Genomic DNA, 19151 nt, shown 5'->3' on the forward strand with positions numbered 1-19151 from the left:
ATGACGAGTGTGCGGCTTAGTCGACGATGAACAGGCGGGCGCCTGTCTCGGTCGATGAACGATGCGGCTCGGCGCCATCGGCGACCTGATAACTCATGCCCGGCGTCAGCAGGAAGCGACGACCGTCGGCAAGCTCGGTATGCAGTTCGCCCGACAGGCAGAACAGGATGTGGCCCTTCGAACACCAGTGATCGGCGAGATAGCCGGCACTGTAGTCGACGAGGCGGACCCGGATGACGCCGAATTGCTGGGTACGCCAGAACGCGCTGCCGCGTTCGCCGGGGTGTTCGACGGCGTCGATGGCGGACCAGTCGGTGGTGCCGAAGGGGATGTCTGTCAGTTTCATGGCGTTCTCCGACAGAAAGGGGGCGTCAGGGCGATGCTGGGGCGGCGATCGTCGCCAGCAGGGGCGTGGCGATGCGCAGATAATCCTGCGCATCGAGCACGATCGAGGTGTCGAGCCGCCCGGCGTTGAAGGCAATCTCGGAAAACTGCTCGAACAGGGCCGGCTCGGCGACGAGGCGGATGCTGTCGTCGTCGAGGACAAAGGGGGGAATGGCGCCAATCTCGCAGCCGGTGCGCGCGCGCGCGACTTCCGGCGAGACGAGCGAAGCCTTGGCGCCGCCGACGGTTTCGGCGACCTTGCGGAAGTCGATCTTGCGGTTGCCCGGCAAAATCGCCAGCACGAGCACGGCGGGTTGGCCCTTGATCTGGCACAGCATGGCCTTGGCGCCCTGACCCGGATGCGTGCCGCGAATCCGGGCGACGGCTTCGGAACCGCCTTCGGCCGGATGGCGGATGACGCGGTAGCGCGCGCCGCCGCGGTCGAGCACCTCAACGAGCCGGTCGAATGGCGTGGCGCTTTCGCTCATTGTCGCGACCCTCAGTTCCGCGTCGGCGTGCCGGCGCTCGCTTGCGATTCGCCGAGGTACTCGTCCTTCCAGCCACCGCCCAGCGCCTTGAAGAAATCGACCGTGGCATTAAGCCGTGCCTGTCGCGTGCTGACATAGGACAGTTGCGCGTCGTTCGCTGTCCGTTGTGCATCGAGCACGTCGAGGAAACCGACGTAGCCGGCGTCGTAACGGGTCTGGGCGAGGCTCAGCGATTTTTCGGCGATCTGCCGGCGCTTTTCCTGCGCGCGCTCGGCTTCGGCGTATTCGCCAAGATTGACGAGCGCATCGTTGACGTCCTTGAAGGCCGATTCGACCGCCTTCTGGTAGGCAATCAGCGCCTGCTGCTGTTTGGCCTTGGCCTGGTCGATCAAGGCGGCATTGCGGCCGAAATCGAGCAGCGGCATCGTCGACGCGAGTCCGAGCGACCAGACGTTGGCACCCGTCTTGAACAGATTGGCGAGCGCCGCGCTCTCGCCGCCGTAGTTACCGGTCAGCGAGAGGCTGGGGAATAACGCCGCCTTGGCGACGCCGATCTGCGCATTCATCGATACCAGCGTTTCTTCCGCCTGACGTATGTCGGGCCGGGCTTCGAGCAGCGAGGAGGGCAGACCGACCGGCGGCACAGGCGGTAGCGGCAACTGACGCAGGTCGCCCGGCGTCACTTGCAGGTTCGGTTGGCCGGTCAGCAGTGCGAGCTGGTTCTGCGCCAGCGTGCGTTGGCGGCGCAGGTCGGCGACCTGGGCTTCAGCGGCCGCCAGGTTACCTTCGGCGAGATTAAGGTCGAGCGGCGAGGCCGTGCCGGCCTGCAGCTTGGCGCGCACGATGTCCAGCGTTTTTTTCCGGCTATCGAGCGTGGCCTGCGTGGTGACGAGGTTCGCGTCGGCGGCGCGCAGCGACAGGTAGCCGCTGGTGACGAGTCCCGCAACCGACAGTTCCATCGCGTCGCGGGCATACCGGTTGGCCAGCAGGCTGGCGCGCGCCGACTCGTTGGCGCGACGGAGCTTGCCCCAGAGATCGAGTTCGAACGCGGTGCTGACGCCGGTTTTTCGACTGTCCTGCATGCGCGGCACTGTCGACGGAATCGGCGAGGCGTTCATTGTGCTGACTTCGCTGCGGGCGCCGCTGGCGTTGAGGTTGATCTGCGGGAAGAAGGTCGCGCCGGCCTGGCGGGCCAGGCCTTCGGCTTCCTCGACGCGGGCGACGGCGGCGAGCAGATCGTAGTTGTGGGCGAGCGCACGGTCGACGAGCGCGTTCAGCGTATCGTCCTGGAAGCGTCGCCACCAGGCTTTCTCAACGGCTGGTGCCGCTTGCGCCGCGGCGGTCGACGGCGTGCTGCCGTAAGCGGCGGGCAGCGCGGCTTCAGGACGCTGGTAGTCGGGGCCGACGGCGCATCCCGTCAGCAACAGGAGCGCTGCCGAGACTGCGGTGAGGATACTCGGCGGCAGGGCGGTATTGAGGCGGTTCATCATGCATGCTCCTCATGGCTGCCATCCTGAGGATGGTGCGGTGTGGTCGGCGTGTTCTTGTTGCGGCCGGACAGCCAGCTGAAGAACATCGGGATGAAGATCGTCGCGATGAAAGTCGCAGCGACCATGCCGCCGAACACGCCGGTTCCCATCGACTGGCGGGCGGCGGCGCCGGCCCCGCTCGCCTTGACGAGCGGGAAGACGCCCAGAATGAAGGCCATCGAGGTCATGACGATCGGACGGAAGCGCAGGCGTGCGCCTTCAAGCGCGGCCTCACGGACGCGCATGCCCTCGGCGCGTTTCTGCGCCGCGAACTCGACGATCAGAATCGCATTCTTCGCCGCCAGACCAATCAGCACGACGAGGCCGATCTGGAAGTAGATGTCGTTGGGCATGCCGCGGATCATGACGGCGCTGAGCGCGCCGAACAGCGCGAACGGAACGGCCATGATGACGGCGAGCGGCAGCGACCATTTCTCGTATTGCGCGGCGAGGATCAGGAAAACCATCAGGATGCCGAAGCCGAAGGCGATCGCCGACGTCGTGCCGGCACGCTTTTCCTGGAAGGCCTGGCCGGTCCAGCTCAACTCGTAACCGGCCGGCAGGGTTTCCTTGGCCACCTGTTCGACAATCTTGATGGCATCGCCGGTACTGACGTTCGGGATCGAGCTGCCCATCACCTTGGCGGCGAGGAAACCGTTGAAGCGTTCGAGCTGTTCGGCGCCGAAAACGCGCTTGACCTTGACCAGCGCCGAGACCGGTACCATCGTGCCTTTATCGGAGCGGACATAGACACGGCCCATGTCCTCGGGCTTCGAGCGATACTGGGCATCGGCCTGTAACTGCACGCGGTAGGTGCGGCCGTTCAGGTTGAAGTCGTTGACGTAATAGGTCCCCATCGTGGCCTGCAGCGTTGTGTAGACGTCGGCGACCGAAATGCCCATCGAAATCGCCTTGGCTTCGTTGACCTCGACGAGTAGCTGCGGTGATGAGGGGCGGAAGAAGGTGTTGATGCCGACGAGTTCGGGGCGCTTCTTGAGGGCTTCGGTGAATTGTGTGATGACCCCCGCCAGCTTTTGCGGGCTGGCGTCGCCGCGCGACTGGATGTAAGCCTCGAAACCGCCGGCGGAGCCCAGGCCCTGAATGGCGGGCGGGTTGAAGACGAGTCCGAGACCGTCCGGCAGCATCATGCCCATGCCGGAGAATTTCTTCTGCAGCATGTCGGCGCTGCTCTTGCGCTCGGCCCAGTCGACGAGCGGGATGAAGACGGTGCCGGCGTTGGACTTGATACCGCCACCGATGATGTCGTTACCGGCGATCAGGAAGACGCGGTCGACGCCCGGATCCTGCTTGATCATCTTCTGGAAACGATCGCCCGAGGCCTGGGTGCGCTGCAAACTGGCGCCATCGGGCAGCATCAGTGCGCTGATCAGATAGCCCTGATCTTCCGGCGGAACGAAGCCGCCGGGGACCGTGCGGAACAGGAAAACACTGCCGCCGAGGATGATGACGCAAGCGACCGTACCGATGATGCGGTGGTGCAGCGTCTTGTTGACGGTATTCGTATAGCCCTTGGTCAGCGCTTCGAAAAACCGGTTGAACGGCTTGAAGAAGGCCGGTTCTTCGTGCTTGCTCTGGAGGAGCAGCGCGCACAAGGCCGGCGTCAGCGTCAGCGCGACGATGCCCGAGAGCGTCACGGAGATGGCCACCGTCACCGCGAACTGCTGATACAGCTTGCCGGCGATGCCGCCGAGGAAGGCGACCGGGATGAAGACCGCGCAGAGTACGAGGACGATCGCCACGACCGCGCTCGACACCTCACGCATGGCTTCGATCGCCGCCGCCTTGGGCGCCATTTTCTGCTCCCACATCAGGCGTTCGACGTTCTCCAGTACGACGATGGCGTCATCGACGACGATACCGATGGCCAACACCATCGCGAATAAGGTCAGGGTGTTGATCGAAAAGCCGAAAATCCATAGCCCGGCGAAGGTGCCGATGAGCGAGACCGGTACGGCGACCAGCGGAATCAGCGTTGCCCGCCAGTTTTGCAGGAAGACGAAGACGACCAGTGCCACCATGATCAGCGCTTCGACCAGCGTATGCACGACTTCGGTGATCGACGCCTGGACGAACTTGGTGGTGTCGAACGGGAAAACGTGGTCCATGCCCGCCGGGAACTTCTCCTGAAGCTCGTCCATGCGGGTGCGGACACGCTTGGCGACCTCGAGCGCGTTGGCGCCCGACTGCAGGAAGATGCCGATACCGATGACCGGCTTGCCGAGAAGTTGCGTGCTGGCGTCGTAGTTCTGGGCGCCGAGTTCGATGCGGGCGACGTCCTTGAGGTAAAGGATGCCCTTCGGGCCTCCGGCGCGGACAACGATATTGCCGAATTCTTCAGGTGTCACCAGACGACCCTTGGCGGTGACCGTATAGACGAGCTGCTGTCCCTGCGGGGCTGGGTCCTGGCCGATCTTGCCGGCGGCGTTCTGCTTGTTCTGCGCGGCGATGGCGGTGGCGACCTCGGTGGTCGTTACGCCAAGCTGGGCCATGCGGTCAGGTTTGAGCCAGACGCGCATCGAATAGTCGCGTGCGCCGAAGATCTGCGCGTCGCCGACACCGGGGATACGCTTGATGTCGTCGAGGATGTTAACCAGCGCGTAGTTCGAGAGATAGAGCGTCGACAGGCTGTCGTCGGGCGAGCGGATCGCCGTCACCATCAGGATGTTGTTCGAGCGCTTGGCGACTGCCACGCCGTACTGGCGGACGACGTCAGGCAGGCGCGGTTCGGCGATCTTGACTCGGTTGTTGACGTTGACCGTCGCCATGTCGATGTTGGTGCCGACCTCGAACGACGCGGTAATCGTCAGCGTGCCGTTGGACTGCGCCGAAGAGTTGAAGTAGAGCAGGTTCTCGATGCCCGAGAGTTGCTCTTCGATCGGACCGGCAACGGTCTTTGCCAGCGTTTCGGCCGAGGCGCCCGGATAGGTTGCGGAAATGACCACCGTCGGCGGCGTGATCTCAGGGTACTGGGCGACCGGCAAGCCCAGCGACGCCATGATCCCGGCGATGACGATGACAATGGAGATAACCGATGCAAAGATCGGCCGATTGATGAAAAAACGAGACATGATCGGATCGTTTCCCTTGTCTGGTGCGTCTTAGGGCTTGGCCGGAGCGGCGGCTTGCTTGGCGGCTTCCGGCGCTTGCGACTTGCCGTCTCCGCCGGCAGCCGGCGGCTGGCCTGCCGCGCCGGGGCCCTGGCCCTCTTGCGGACCGTGCGGAGCGACGGTGGCGCCGGGGCGCAGCTTCATCAGGTTATCGACAATGATCTTGTCGCCCGGCTGCAAGCCCTGCGTGACCACCCAGTCCTTGCCGCGCCATTCGGCCGTCTGCACGGGTTTTGGCATGACCTTGTTGTCGGGGCCGGCGACCATTACCAGCCGCGCCTGTTCGGTTTGCAGTACCGCTGCCTGCGGCACCAGATAGACCGAGTTGCGTTCACCGATATTGAGGCGGACACGCACGAATTGGCCGGGCAGCAACTGGCCATCCTTGTTGTCGAATTCAGCGCGCAGTTGCTGCGTGCCAAGTGTCGTATCGATCGTCGAGGCGAGGAAGTTGATCTTGCCGGGCTTCTCATACACCTTTTCGTTCGGGAGCACGAGCTCGACGCTCTTGACCATGCCGGGTTTGAGTTGTCCGCCGGGAATGTCGGCAGTATCTGAGTCGGAGAGGCCGAAACGTACCCACATCGGATTCGTCTGGTACACCGAGGTCAATGCCACCGCGTCAGCCGTCGAGATCAGGTTGCCGTCGGATTTGTTGGCGCGCCCGGAAACGCCCGAGACCGGGGCGGTGACGGTTGTCCAGGACAGGTTGAGTTGTGCCTGTTGCAGCGTCGCCTGGGCGATCGCGTTGGCCGAGACGGCGTCGTCGTATTCTTTTTGGCTGATCGCCTGCTTGGTCCACAGCCCCTTGAGACGCGCCTCTTCACGCGCGGTCTGGTCGGCACGCGCCTTGGCTTCGGCGAGCGAATTCTCGTAGGGCGCGCGGTCGATCTGGAACAGGGGTTGCCCGGCTTTGACGACGGTACCTTCTTCATAGAGACGCTTGACCAGAATGCCGCCGACACGGGCACGCACTTCAGTCTCCTTGGCACCTTCGGTTTGGGCCATCAGCTCGATCGTGGTCGGCAGGCTCGTCGGTTGCACCTCCTGGACGGTGACCGGCAAGGGCGGCATCGCGGCCGCTTGCTTCGGTGCGTTGTCGCGCGAACAGGCGGCCGTCAGCACCGAAACGATGGCAAGGGTAGCAAGCATGAGGCGCTGACGGGCAGGGCCGGAAGAGAGTGAGCGCGGCATTGGGAGTTCTCCGAACGTGAATGGCGCTATTATACATACATTGATGTATGTAAATATTGCAAATTGTTACGGGATGGGTGTCCGTCGCAATTGCACCGGGGCGGAACTTAGGATCAGGCAGTCAAGTCGTACAGACTGACAAAGAGGGCGCCAGGTTCCGCCCAGAAAGCCTAACTGGCGTATCATCCGGCTTCTTCTGACCCATTGCCAAGGTACTTTCGAATCCCATGACCACGACTGCTCTGATCCTGTTTGCTCACGGCGCCCGTCACCCCGAATGGGCTGAAACGCTGAATCGGCTCTGTCGGGCGGTGCGCGCGCGTTTGTCCGATGCGCGCGTCGAACCGGCCTATCTCGAATTTATGGCACCGAGCCTGGAAGACTGTGCCGCCGGGTTGATTGCCGAGGGCTTTCGGCGCATCGTCGTGATTCCGATGTTCCTGGCCCAAGGGGGGCACCTCAAGGAAGACTTGCCAAAAATCCTGGCCGCTCTGCGTGAGGCGCATCCGCAGGTTGGTTTCGAATTGACCGGTCCGATCGGCGAGGCCGAAGCCGTCGTCCAGGCGATGGCTGCGCATGTGGTGACGCTGGCTGATTGAATTCTTGACGATCGACTGACGCCGCCGGATGCGGCAGTTTAAAGGTCGGGCCTGCGCCTAAAAGACCAGTCGGTCGCCAGAGAGCTTTCCGGCGGCCTTGAGGCGCGGAACAACCTGAAGCAGATCGAGGCCCATCGTGCTCTTGATGTGTTCTGCACGTTCGGCGAGTTCGGCGGCGGGGACCTCGACGAGGTCGTCGCCGGCGCCGAAGGCGATCGTGTTGCCGCTGTCGCACGAAGGGAAAATCAACGCACGCTGTTCGAATGCCGTCGCGATCCGCTCGGCACTGGCGGCAAACCCGCGACTGCGTCCCAGCAGGTTGACCGACATCAGGCCTGAACTACTGAGCCGCGCGCGACAGGCTTGGTAAAACGGCAGCGTGTCGAGGATTCCGGCACGCCCGTTCTTGTCGAAACCGTCGACAAAAATGGCGTCGAATTTTTTCCCGGACTGGCGCATGAAGTCGGCGCCGTCGCCGATGACGATATGGATGCGTTCCGGATCGTCGGGAAGATTGAAATGCAGGCGCGCGACGATCTCGACCTGCGGGTCGATCTCGACCACCGTGATGTGCGTGTCCGGTAGTTGGTGGTAAATGAACTTGACGAGCGAGCCAGCGCCGAGTCCCACCAGCAGGGCATTGCGCGGCCAGGGCGCGTCACGCAGCAGCAGGCAGGCCATCATGTCGCGGCTGTAGGAAAGCTCCAGCGCGTTCGGCTTTCGGATGCGCATCGCCCCCTGTATCCAGTCGGCACTGAAGTGCAGGTAACGAACGCCGGATTTTTCACTGACCTCGATGGACATGGGGCTTGCAGATGGATTGCCGATGGGCCGGCATGATAACGCATCGATCCGCAAACGGGGAGTCCGACGGCTCTTGTCGTCTGCATCATCGTCGCTGAAGACGGCCGAATCCTGTCGCAGAGAGAATGAACGTGTAGAACCGTGATTTATGTCACAGCCCTTTTTCCGTTTGCGGCGTATAAGGGCATTGTCATACGGTGTCATGTTGTTCATGAAATAAAAACGATAACAGCTGGTGCATTGTTGCCGCTGGGGCAAAAAGGTCTGTTCCGCGAACGGGGGAGCGATGGCAATCAACGACGCTGCGATAGAGGGGGTGGCGGAAGTCCTGGAAGAGGAAGACCAGTCGTGCCTGCAATGCTTGGTGATCATGGCAAGGCTGCACGGCATCGCCGCCGATATCGAACAGATCCGGCACGAATTTTCGGCCAGTGGCGTTGACCTGGGTCCAGAGCAGTTGCTGCTCGCAGCAAAAAAGCTCGGTCTGATCGCCAAACGTACGCAGGTCGATATGACGCGTCTCCAATCGACGCCGATGCCCGCCATCGGGTTGGCCAACGATGGCCGCTATTTCATTTTGGCGCGTGTCGAGACGGTCGGTAGCCAGATGCGTGTACTGATACAACATCCGGCGATGCCGAGACCGGAATTTCTCAGTGCTGAGGCTCTGCGCGAAATCTGGTTTGGCGATGCATTCTTGTTTACCTCGCGCGCTTCGTTGGCGGGCGAGTTCGCCCGGTTTGATTTCAGCTGGTTTATTCCGGCCATCGTCAAGTACCGTCGCCTGCTTGGCGAAGTTCTGCTCGTTTCGCTGGCGATTCAATTGTTCGCGCTGGTCACGCCCTTGTTCTTTCAGGTGGTCATGGACAAGGTGCTCGTGCACCGTGGATTTGCGACGCTCGATGTCATTGCTATAGCGTTTCTCGTCGTCGTGATATTCGAAGTCAGTTTGACCGGACTGCGCAGCTATGTGTTCGCCCACACCAGCAGTCGCATTGACGTTGAGCTTGGCGCCCGTCTCTTTCGCCATCTGCTTGGTTTGCCCATTGCCTATTTCCAGGCGCGACGCGTCGGCGATTCGGTGGCCCGCGTCCGCGAACTCGAAAACATTCGTTCGTTCCTGACCGGCAATGCCATCACGCTGGTGCTGGATATCGCGTTCTCGATCATCTTTATTGCCGTCATGCTTTTTTATAGCGGCGTTCTGACGTTGATCGTCGTCTTGTCGATTCCATGCTATGTCATTATTTCCGTGGTTGTGACGCCGATCCTGCGGAGACGGCTCGACGAAAAGTTTGCGCGAGGCGCAGAAAATCAAGCCTTTCTGGTTGAGACGGTCAGCGGGGTTGATACGGTCAAGTCGATGGCGGTGGAGCCACACTGGACACGGAAGTGGGACAAGCAACTGGCGGCCTATGTCGCTGCGGGATTTCGTACTGCGTCGCTGGGTATTTTCGCCAACAGCGGCGTTTCTCTGATCGGCAAGCTGGTGACCGTGGCGACGATGTGGTTCGGTGCGCGCCTTGTCATCGGCGGTGAGCTTTCGGTCGGCCAGTTGGTCGCGTTCAATATGTTGTCCGGACAAGTGTCCGGACCGATCATGCGTCTGGCTCAAATGTGGACGGATTTCCAGCAGGTTGGGGTGTCGATGCAGCGTCTTGGCGATATCCTCAATACGCGCGGCGAAATTGTCGGGCAAAAAGCGACCTTGCCCGAACTCGACGGGAAAATTGAGTTTTCCGAAGTCTATTTTCGCTATCGCCCCGACGGACAGGATGTCTTGCGCAATATCTCGATTGTCATTCATCCCGGCGAGATCATCGGCATTGTCGGGCGATCCGGATCGGGGAAGAGCACTCTGACACGCCTCGTTCAGCGGATGTACATCCCCGATCGCGGGCGCGTATTTATCGATGATGTCGATCTTTCCGTGACAGATCCGTCATCGTTGCGCCGGCAGGTGGGTGTCGTGCTTCAGGAGAACGTGCTGTTTAACGGTTCGATCCGCGAAAACATTGCGCTTGTCAGTCCCGGTGCGCCTATTGATGAGGTGATTCGGGCGGCCAAGCTTGCCGGGGCGCATGAGTTTGTCTCGGAGTTTCCCGACGGGTATGACACGATTGTTGGTGAGCATGGTACTGGGCTGTCCGGAGGGCAGCGTCAGCGCATAGCGATTGCACGGGCGCTGATGCGCGATCCGAAAATTCTGATTTTCGACGAAGCGACGAGTGCGCTCGATTATGAGTCCGAACGCATCGTGCAGCAAAACATGCGGCTCATGTGCCAAGGTCGAACCGTCATCGTCATTGCCCACCGACTCTCGGCGATTCGAGATGCGCATCGGATTCTCGTCATGGATCAAGGCGCGATCGTCGAGCAAGGCTCTCATCGTGATCTCATGTCGACGCCCGATGGCCTGTATGCCTATCTGTACGGATTGCAGCATGGAGACAGCACATGAGCGAGCTGACAGCCAATGCATTAAGCATGATTACGGGTTTGTTGAAGCGAGGTGTTTCGCCTTTCCTCCACGGCGGTCGAGTGCGCGTATTCCTGTCTGCCTTCGGCGATTTGCTCGCGCGATATTCCGCGATTTTCAAGGAGACATGGCGCGTCCGGGACTCGCTTGGCGGCGAAAGGTTCACTCCGTTCGAGGCCCAGTTCTTGCCTGCCGCGCTGTCCTTGCAGGAGACGCCGCCATCCCCGGCGCCCCGGATTGCGATGCGCCTCATCATTGCGTTCGGGTTGCTGGCGATCGTTTGGTCCGTAGTTGGCAAGCTTGAGATCGTCGCGACGGCGCAGGGAAAGATCTTACTCAGGGAGGGGACCAAGGCGATTCAGCCCATCGAGACGTCGGTGGTTCGTGCCATCCATGTGCTCGAGGGCGCAAAGGTCCAGCGCGGGCAAGTCCTGGTTGAACTCGATACTACGTCAACCGGTGCGGATCTGGCCCGTACTGCCAGCGATTTGCTCAGTGCCCGATTGCAACTGGCTAAAGCTGAAGCCTTGCAAAAGGCGATTGCCAAAGGTGTGCTGCCGCCTTTGTCGATCAAAGGCGCGGTTCCGCATGAGCGATTGAATGAAGTGACGCTGCAGACCGAAGGACAGTTTGCGGAGTTCAAGGCCAAGTTAACGCGCTCGGAGTCTGAGATCGCGCGCCGTGAGGCGGAGTTGATCACGACAGCGGCAATCATCAATAAGCTTGAGCAGACCTCGCCCTTGGTCAACAAACGTGCATCGGATTTTGGGCAGCTTGTCCAGCAAGGTTTCGTATCGCAGCATTCCTTTCTGGAGAAAGAGCAGTCGAGGATAGAGCTTGAGGGGGATCTTGAAAGCCAGCGCAGCCGCCTTCGGGAAACGCAAGCATCCTTGAGCGAGACGCGATGGCAGCGGGCCAATATCATCGCCGAATTCCGGCGTACTGTCCTGGATAGCGCGACCGAACAAATACAGAAGATCGCAGCGCTGGAACAGGAGTACCTGAAGGCGGATAACAAGAATCATCTGATGCGCCTGGTAGCGCCGGTCGATGGTCAAGTCCAACAACTGGCCGTGCATACGGTCGGCGGCGTCGTTACCCCCGCTCAGGTTCTGATGAATATCGTGCCGCCCGATCGGGAAATAGAGGTCGAGGCAATGGTCGAGAATCGGGATATCGGTTTTGTCCGTGTCGATCAATTGGCCGAGGTCAAGTTCGATACCTTCTTGTACACCAAGTACGGCACGGTTCCTGCGCATGTGGTGTCGGTGTCGCGTGACGCGATTGCCGATGAGAAGAAAGGCTTGCTGTTTTCGTCGCGTATCCGCCTGGATCGTTCCTTCATCGATGTCGATGGGGTTCAGGTCGGGTTTACGCCGGGGATGTCGGTGGTTGTCGAGATCAAGACCGGCATGCGCCGTGTCATCGAGTATTTCTTGAGTCCGTTGCTTCAATACAAACGAGAAAGCCTGCGGGAGCGATAAATCAATAAGCGTAAGCGCAGGCTCGCGGGAAGGGGCCTGACCTTGTGCGCCGCTGGCTGGTGAATGCGCCCGGGGGCGTCATGGCCTAGTAAGAGGTGTTGGGAGCCTGTATGAAGGATGTCGTACTTCACGATGATGATTGCATCGAGACAGTGTTGCCGATCATCGGTGAAGCCATGGAGAATGGCGAGATATGCCGGATCAGCAACATCGAGCGTCTTGGGCTGCGGTCGATCGCGGCCCTGGTTCGGCTGACCTCGTCCTCCGGCTTCTTCGACGTGAAATCCGGAAAAGTTCTTCGGCCTAATCCTGGTTTTGGATTGGTTGGGGTCGATGAATTCGGCGCAGTATGGGCTCTGGGCTGACATCAAGCGGATACGGCCCGGATCACGCGTGAGGCCTGCGTGCAGGAGCGCTGGCGGGTGATTCAGCGCGCGGCGCCAGTCAGCTGGAATGCGGCCCAGTAAAAGGGATGTGCATATTTTCGGCGGGTTTCCAGTTGCGCGAGGCGTAGTGCCTCGCGTTTGTCGGTGTGTTTCAGGTTCTCGTAGAAGCGCATCATCAGGAAGGCTGTCGACTGATCATCCACCTGCCACAGACTGGCGACGATCGTCGACGCGCCGGCATAGAGAAAGCCGCGGGTCAGTCCGACAACATCGTCACCGCTGGCAACTTTTCCAAGGCCAGTTTCGCAGGCGCTGAGTGTCACGAGATCGGCGTTGAGCCGCATCGAGTAGAGCTTGTCGACGGTTAGACGGCCGTCCGATTGGGAGTCACCCGTCAGCATCAGTGCCGATTGCAATGGCGCGTCAGCGTTGAATTGGCCGTGGGTGGCGAAATGGAGATAGCGGAAGTTGCCGGCATACCGACGGAAAGCCGTTTCGTTGGCGTCCTTGCGCAACAGCGTGCGCGATTGGGGACGTCCTTGGGTAATCGTGATCGCTTCTTTCTGTGCGAATTCAAGATCATAGTGTGGGTTGCCAAGGTCGGGGTTGCCGAAGGCCAGCAAATCGCCCGGTGTCGAGGGCGGTGACTGGCGCAGGAAGGGAAGGATGCTGGCGCTCGGCAGCAGACGCAGGGCGAAGCGCTCGACGAGATAGGCCTGGCCGTCGTGGAGGGCTGCGAACGGCATGTAATGCAAGGGGCCGTGGGCGATCAGCGTCAGTTTGGCTTTCGTCAGTTGTGGCGACAGCGGCGCGACGAGTTGTTGGTACAGCTGCCGCGATAGCGGCGCTGCTTCTGGGCTGTCGGGCGTCTCAGCTGCTTTGCGGAAGCGACGGACGTTTTCCGTCAGTGCCTTGCCGTCGAGTTTGACGGCATTCAGCGTCGCCTTCGTTGCCACAAAGGCGATCAGGTCGGGGCCGTTTGCGTAGTACTCGATCAGCATTTCGTCGGGCGCCAGCAGCGACTGAATTTCCGGGGCCTTCAATGACGATACGCTGACGAGCGAGGCGAGTTGTGGCGATTCCTGGCGCAGTCGCTCCCGCGCTTCGAGCGCCGAGCTGCGTGTTTTCTGCTTGCTCTCGCCGCCTTCCTGAATCAACTGGGCCGTATCGGCAAGCTCAACCTTGGCCAGCAGCGCCTCGACTTTTTCCGGACTGTTGCCATGAATGACGAAGTCCTGCTTGCCGGCGAGCAGGTCGACGAGCGCTCGCGATTTGGAACGCTCGACGTATTCGAACGCCCCGGCGATGTCTCCGGCGTCAATCAAGGCGGATACCAACTGGCGATAGACGTCCTGTTTGTCGCCAACGAAGCCGATCTTGCTGGTTTCCGTGTTGATGGTTGAGCGCTGCTGCTCGATGATGTCGACGGCCCGCCGATAGAAGTCGATCGCCGACGGGAGGTCGCCTTCGCCTGCGGCGATGCGGCCCCTGTCGAACAGGATACGCCAGTAGATCTCGCCGTTTTCCCGGATTTTCGGTTTGGCCAGCAGTTCGTCATAGCCTTGTTTCGCCTCGGCCGTGCGGCCGACCTCGAGCTGGCTCTTGTGGCGCATGAAGGCAGTCGGCAGCATCTGGAATTCCCAGATGCTTTCGCCGCGGGCATTCCCGCCAAGGAGTTGATTGGCACTCTCGCGGGAGCGCCGGGCATCGGCTGTTTCCTTGATTTCCATAAAGTGCAACGCGCGTGGGTAGTCGCCAAGCGCCATGTACGTCTTGGCCAGCCAGAAGTGTTTGTCGATTGCAAATAAATGATATGGCGATTCAGTGCCGATTGCTTCGAGTTTGCGCGCGTCGGCAAGTGCCGCGTCGCGTTTGCCACTCAAGGCTTCGGCGAGCGCAAGCACGCCTAGCGTCGTGATCTCGTGTGAGCGCAGGCGACGAGGTTCGCGTGGCTTTGCCGCGATTGCACTCCGAGCATCGGCGATTGCCTTGTCGAACTCGCCGATGTCCATGTAGGTTTCCGCACGCATGACATAAAAATAAGGTGTGAAATCCATTTCGAGACTGGTGTTACTCATTCTCGAGCCCATCCTGGCCAGGCTCATGATGAGCGGACTGTCTTTTTCCTGCTGTTCGATATCGGTGTAATTGGTATCGCCGCGCTTCAGATTTTTCTCCAGTTGATCGAAGCAGGGAAACGCCTTGTCATATTTCTTTTGTTTGGCGTAAGCGATACAGAGAGGAGCAAGCTTGTACGTTCGGGCGTTGGAAAGATCCTGCACATCCTGGCTCGCGTGTTTCTCGAGATCACCGTAGCGTGCCGCCATCAACGCCTCTGTTTTTCGTCCCAGAAGATTTTCTGTTGCGCATCCGGCCACAAGTAACACGGTAAGTACTCCGGCTATCCAGCGCATGTAGATTGACATGGCATCCATCCCTGATGTGATCGGCTTATTGTTATGTTATAGGCAAGGATGCCCGAAAAACAAAAAGCCCGTTGCGCACGTGGGCGGAACGGGCTTTTCTCGGTGGCTGGGTTCAGTAGCGTGCGGTTCCCGGCGTGCGCGGGAAGGGGATGACGTCGCGGACGTTGGCGAGTCCGGTGATATAGGAAATCGTGCGTTCGAAGCCGAGGCCGAAACCGGCGTGGGGGACGGTGCCGTAGCGGCGGAGGTCGCGGTACCAGCCGTAATGCGCAGGATCGAGGCCGACCTCGGCCATGCGCGCATCCAGCACGTCGAGTCGCTCTTCACGCTGCGAGCCGCCGATGATCTCGCCGATGCCGGGGGCCAGGACGTCCATGGCGGCGACGGTCTTGCCGTCGTCGTTGAGCCGCATGTAGAAGGCCTTGATCTCTTTCGGATAATTCATCAGTACCAGCGGACCCTTGACGTGGCGTTCGGCGAGATAGCGTTCGTGCTCGCTCTGCAGGTCGGTTCCCCACTGGACCGGATAGTCGAATTTTTCCTTGGCCGCCTGCAATATGCCGATCGCTTCGCTGTAATCCATGCGCACGAAAGGCGTGTCGATCATTTGCCGAAGCCTGGCGATGACGCCTTTCTCGATACGCTCCTCGAAAAATTCCATGTCATCGGCGCGTTCGTTGAGTACGGCCTGGAAGACGTACTTCAGCATTGCTTCGGCGAGGGTCGCGTCGTCAGCGAGATTGGCGAAGGCGATTTCCGGTTCGATCATCCAGAATTCGGCAAGGTGGCGACTGGTGTTCGAGTTTTCGGCGCGGAAGGTCGGTCCAAAGGTATAGACCTTGGACATCGCCATGCAATAGGTTTCGACGTTGAGCTGACCGGAAACGGTGAGAAAGGCTTCGCGGCCGAAGAAATCCTTGGAGAAATCGATCTTGCCGTCCGGTGTGCGCGGCAGATTCATCATGTCGAGCGTCGACACGCGGAACAGTTCGCCAGCGCCTTCGGCGTCGGAGGCTGTGATGATCGGCGTATTGACCCAGAAGAATCCCTGTTCGTCGAAGAATCGATGAATAGCCTGGGCGATGGTGTGGCGGACGCGTGTCGCCGCGCCGATGACGTTGGTGCGGGCGCGCAAGTGGGCGACTTCGCGCAGGTATTCCATCGTATGCGGCTTGGGTTGGATCGGGTAGGTGTCGGGGTCGTCTACCCACCCGACGACCTTGAGTTCGCTCGCCTGAAGTTCAAAGGGCTGTCCCTTGGCTGGCGAGGGTACGATCAGTCCAGTGGCTTCGACCGAGCAGCCTGCCGTCAAACGGACAACTTCATCGGCATAATTGCCGAGCGTGGCCGGCGCGACGATCTGCACCGGGTTGAAGCAGGAGCCGTCGGAGAGATTGACGAAAGAAATGCCGGCCTTGGAGTCGCGCCGGGTGCGGACCCAACCCTTGACGGTGACCGGTTGATCCGCGGGCGCCTGGCCCGCGAGGATTTGCTTGACGCTGAACGTGGACATGAAATCGAGACCTTTCGGAGAGGCGCGGAAACCTCGCGCGCAATACGGCATCTAACGCTGGCGTTGGGTCGGGGACCATTGGGCCGGAATATCGGCGGGTGGCCTCCTCGACAGGAATCGAACCTGTATCGCACGCTTAGGAGGCGTGTGCACTATCCATTATGCTACGAGGAGGTCAGGGCGCGTATTCTAGCGCGACCGGCGCCTCGACTGCCAGTTTTCGAGGAGAATTGCGATGTTCAAGCGTCTTTGGGTTTCCCTCTTGTTGCTGTGTTCAACGTCCGCGGCGATTGCCGAGCCGATTCCCGAGCCGGGTAGTATCGCGCCGGCATTCGCGCTGTTCGACCAGAACGGGCGCGAAATAACCTTGGAGGGGCTGCGCGGGCAGTGGGTGGTGCTGTATTTCTATCCCAAGAACGACACGCCGGGGTGCACCGAGGAGGCCTGCAATTTCCGCGACGACATCGCGCAGTTAATGGCGCAGGGGGCTACGGTCCTGGGCGTCAGCATTGCCGAGACCGCGTCCAATGCACAATTCGCGGCCAAGTACCATTTACCGTTTTCTTTGTTGGCGGATCGCGACGGTGCCGTGGCCAAGCGTTACGGCGCCTATGCCGACTGGATGGTCGTCGGTTTTGCCAAGCGTTATACCTTTCTGATCGATCCGCAGGGTAAAATTGCGAAAACCTATCTGAAGGTCGATACCTCCAAGCACTCCGCCGAGATCATCGCCGACCTGAAGACCCTCAATCCTGTCAGAAAACCCTAATACGATCTCATGCCGCACCTGATTCTCGCCGATGCCTCGCTGGCCTTCGGCCATGTCCCCTTGCTCGATCATGCCGAATTTCAACTCGAAGCGGGCGAACGTGTCGCGCTGATCGGCCGTAACGGTTGCGGAAAATCCTCCCTCTTGCGCGCGCTGGCGGGCCAGGGGGCGCTCGATGACGGGAGCGTCTGGCGTCAGCCGGGATTGCGCCTCGCTTATGTGCCGCAGGAGCCGCCGTTCGATCCCGAGCGTAGCGTTTTCGAAGCCGTCGTTGCCGGGATGGGCGAAGTTTCGGCGCTGCTGGCCGAGTATCACGAGGTGTCTCATGCCATGGCGATCTCGAACGACAACCACGAGGCGCTGCTCGACCGGTTGCATCACCTGCAGGCAGAACTCGAAACGCACAATGCCTGGTCGTTCGAGGCTCAGGCGGAGCGGGTTATCCAACGTTTTTCGCTCGATCCCGATGCACGCATCGGCACGCTTTCGGGCGGCCAGAAAAAGCGCCTTGCGTTGGCGCAGGCATTGGCGGTGACGCCCGATATCCTGCTGCTCGACGAGCCGACCAATCATCTCGATATCGGCGCCATCGAGTGGCTCGAGGACATGCTGCTGGCGTCAGGTGTGGCCATGGTCTTCGTCACCCACGACCGGCGCTTTCTCGATCGTGTTGCCACGCGCATCGTCGAACTCGATCGCGGTTGTTTGCAGTCGTTTCCAGGAAACTTTACCGACTACGTGGCGCGCAAGGAGCAGATGCTGCACGACGAATCGGTGCAGAACGCCAAGTTCGACAAGTTCCTGGCGCAGGAAGAGGTCTGGATCCGCAAGGGCATCGAAGCACGGCGCACCCGCAACGAAGGTCGTGTCCGCCGCCTCGAGCAATTGCGCCGGGACCGTGCCGCACGGCGCGATCGTCAGGGCAAAGTCGAGTTGGCGATCGATGCCGGCGACAAGAGCGGCAAGCTGGTGGCCGAGTTGCTTGGCGTGTCGAAGGCGTTCGGCGACAAAACCGTCGTGCGCGATTTTTCCTGTCGGCTGCAGCGCGGCGACCGTATCGGCGTGATTGGGTCCAACGGTGCTGGCAAGACGACGCTGTTACGGCTGATTCTTGGCGAGCTGGCGCCGGATAGCGGTTCGGTGCGACTCGGTACCAAGCTGCAGGTCGCCTATTTCGATCAGTTCCGGACACAACTCGACGATGAGGCGGCGCTCGTGGATGTCATCTCGCCGGGATCCGATTTCGTCGAGATCGGTAATGAACGCAAGCATGTGATCAGTTATCTCGGCGATTTCCTCTTTGCTCCGGAAAGGGCGCGTTCTCCGGTCAAGTCGCTCTCGGGCGGCGAGCGCAACCGTCTCTTGCTGGCCCGTTTGTTTGCGCGGCCAGCCAACGTGCTGGTGCTCGACGAACCGACCAACGATCTTGACATCGATACACTCGAACTGCTCGAACAGCTGTTGCAGGACTATTCGGGCACGCTCTTCCTGGTGAGTCATGACCGGGCCTTCCTTGACAATGTCGTCACCCAGACGATCGCACCAGAGGGCGAGGGGCGGTGGCATGAATATGCCGGCGGCTATCAGGATTGGGCCGACTACCAGGCGTTCCGGCGCAACGAAAAGGCGGCGCAGGAGACCGACAAACGCGTGCAGACACCGCGACAGGACGTGCCGGCAGAGCCGAAAGTCCGCGCCGACGGAAAACGCAAACTGAGCTACAAGGAAACGCGCGAGCTCGAAGCCTTGCCGGGGCAGATCGCCGCGCTCGAGGCCGAGCAGGCGACGATCACACAGCGGCTCGAAGACCCGGCACTGTACCAGTCGCAGCCGCAGGAGGCGCAGCAACTGTCAACGCGGCTTGGCGAGATTGATGACGAATTGATGGCCTTGCTCGAGCGCTGGGAAGCCCTCGAATCCTGAGCTTGGACGATCGTTGCCCGGCGTTGGGCGCGGGCGGGAAACATC

General features: G+C 60.7%; 14 protein-coding genes and 1 tRNA gene. 6 read left to right on the forward strand and 9 right to left on the reverse strand.

Translation table 11 applies throughout. The features are described from left to right. Nucleotides 1–16: 16 nt before the first annotated feature. Genes BLR25_RS12720 through BLR25_RS12740 form a run of 5 tightly spaced genes read right to left on the reverse strand, consistent with a single transcriptional unit; the run spans nt 17 to nt 6681 of the window. Nucleotides 17–346 carry a DHCW motif cupin fold protein gene (locus BLR25_RS12720; RefSeq protein ID WP_091938201.1) on the reverse strand — a complete coding sequence of 110 codons (330 nt, stop codon included), beginning with the start codon at nt 344–346 and terminating at the stop codon, nt 17–19. A gap of 25 nt (nt 347–371) precedes the next feature. After that, nucleotides 372–872 (reverse strand): YbaK/prolyl-tRNA synthetase associated domain-containing protein, encoded by a 501-nt coding sequence (locus BLR25_RS12725; protein WP_091938203.1) that lies wholly within the window; start codon nt 870–872, stop codon nt 372–374. Nucleotides 873–883: 11 nt separating this feature from the next. Next, a complete protein-coding gene (locus BLR25_RS12730; RefSeq protein WP_245715551.1) occupies nt 884–2362 on the reverse strand; it encodes an efflux transporter outer membrane subunit in 1479 nt (492 codons plus the stop codon). Continuing rightward, nucleotides 2359–5490 carry an efflux RND transporter permease subunit gene (locus BLR25_RS12735; RefSeq protein WP_091938207.1) on the reverse strand — a complete coding sequence of 1044 codons (3132 nt, stop codon included), beginning with the start codon at nt 5488–5490 and terminating at the stop codon, nt 2359–2361. The genes BLR25_RS12730 and BLR25_RS12735 overlap by 4 nt, the downstream gene beginning before the upstream one ends. A gap of 30 nt (nt 5491–5520) precedes the next feature. Continuing rightward, nucleotides 5521–6681, reverse strand: coding sequence for an efflux RND transporter periplasmic adaptor subunit (locus tag BLR25_RS12740; protein ID WP_218122734.1), 1161 nt, complete (start codon nt 6679–6681; stop codon nt 5521–5523). A gap of 269 nt (nt 6682–6950) precedes the next feature. Between BLR25_RS12740 and BLR25_RS12745 the strand changes: the two genes are divergently transcribed. Beyond that, the gene (locus BLR25_RS12745; RefSeq protein ID WP_091938211.1) at nt 6951–7322 is read left to right on the forward strand and encodes a sirohydrochlorin chelatase; all 372 of its coding nucleotides are present in this window, start codon (nt 6951–6953) and stop codon (nt 7320–7322) included. A 57-nt stretch (nt 7323–7379) separates the two neighbouring features. On the opposite strand, the gene BLR25_RS12750 is transcribed toward BLR25_RS12745, so the two are convergent. Then, a complete protein-coding gene (locus BLR25_RS12750) occupies nt 7380–8126 on the reverse strand; it encodes a fused MFS/spermidine synthase (protein WP_091938213.1) in 747 nt (248 codons plus the stop codon). Between the two features lie 286 nt (nt 8127–8412). Here BLR25_RS12750 and BLR25_RS12755 point away from each other — a divergent pair, with 286 nt between their 5' ends. From BLR25_RS12755 to BLR25_RS12765, 3 genes are all read left to right on the forward strand, one after another. Continuing rightward, nucleotides 8413–10587 (forward strand): type I secretion system permease/ATPase, encoded by a 2175-nt coding sequence (locus BLR25_RS12755; RefSeq protein ID WP_091938215.1) that lies wholly within the window; start codon nt 8413–8415, stop codon nt 10585–10587. Further along, complete coding sequence (locus BLR25_RS12760; RefSeq protein ID WP_245715552.1) at nt 10584–12089, forward strand: HlyD family type I secretion periplasmic adaptor subunit; 1506 nt, start codon at nt 10584–10586, stop codon at nt 12087–12089. The genes BLR25_RS12755 and BLR25_RS12760 overlap by 4 nt, the downstream gene beginning before the upstream one ends. A gap of 110 nt (nt 12090–12199) precedes the next feature. Continuing rightward, nucleotides 12200–12454: a hypothetical protein gene (locus BLR25_RS12765; protein WP_091938217.1), complete on the forward strand. Its 255-nt coding sequence runs from the start codon at nt 12200–12202 to the stop codon at nt 12452–12454. A 62-nt stretch (nt 12455–12516) separates the two neighbouring features. Here the strand turns inward: BLR25_RS12765 and BLR25_RS12770 are convergent, their stop codons facing one another. From BLR25_RS12770 to BLR25_RS12780, 3 genes are all read right to left on the reverse strand, one after another. After that, the gene (locus tag BLR25_RS12770) at nt 12517–14802 is read right to left on the reverse strand and encodes a CHAT domain-containing protein (RefSeq protein WP_176785875.1); all 2286 of its coding nucleotides are present in this window, start codon (nt 14800–14802) and stop codon (nt 12517–12519) included. A 211-nt stretch (nt 14803–15013) separates the two neighbouring features. Continuing rightward, nucleotides 15014–16414 (reverse strand): asparagine--tRNA ligase, encoded by a 1401-nt coding sequence (gene asnS, locus BLR25_RS12775; RefSeq protein WP_091938221.1) that lies wholly within the window; start codon nt 16412–16414, stop codon nt 15014–15016. Nucleotides 16415–16513: 99 nt separating this feature from the next. Continuing rightward, nucleotides 16514–16588 (reverse strand) — tRNA-Arg (locus tag BLR25_RS12780). A 61-nt stretch (nt 16589–16649) separates the two neighbouring features. On the opposite strand from BLR25_RS12780, the gene BLR25_RS12785 reads away from it, so the two are divergent. Next, nucleotides 16650–17183, forward strand: coding sequence for a peroxiredoxin (locus BLR25_RS12785; protein WP_091938223.1), 534 nt, complete (start codon nt 16650–16652; stop codon nt 17181–17183). A 9-nt stretch (nt 17184–17192) separates the two neighbouring features. Further along, on the forward strand, nt 17193–19106 hold the full coding sequence (locus BLR25_RS12790; protein WP_091938225.1) for an ATP-binding cassette domain-containing protein: 1914 nt from the start codon (nt 17193–17195) through the stop codon (nt 19104–19106). The last annotated feature ends 45 nt before the right edge of the window (nt 19107–19151 follow it).

The organism is Propionivibrio dicarboxylicus, from assembly GCF_900099695.1.
Lineage (GTDB): Bacteria > Pseudomonadota > Gammaproteobacteria > Burkholderiales > Rhodocyclaceae > Propionivibrio > Propionivibrio dicarboxylicus.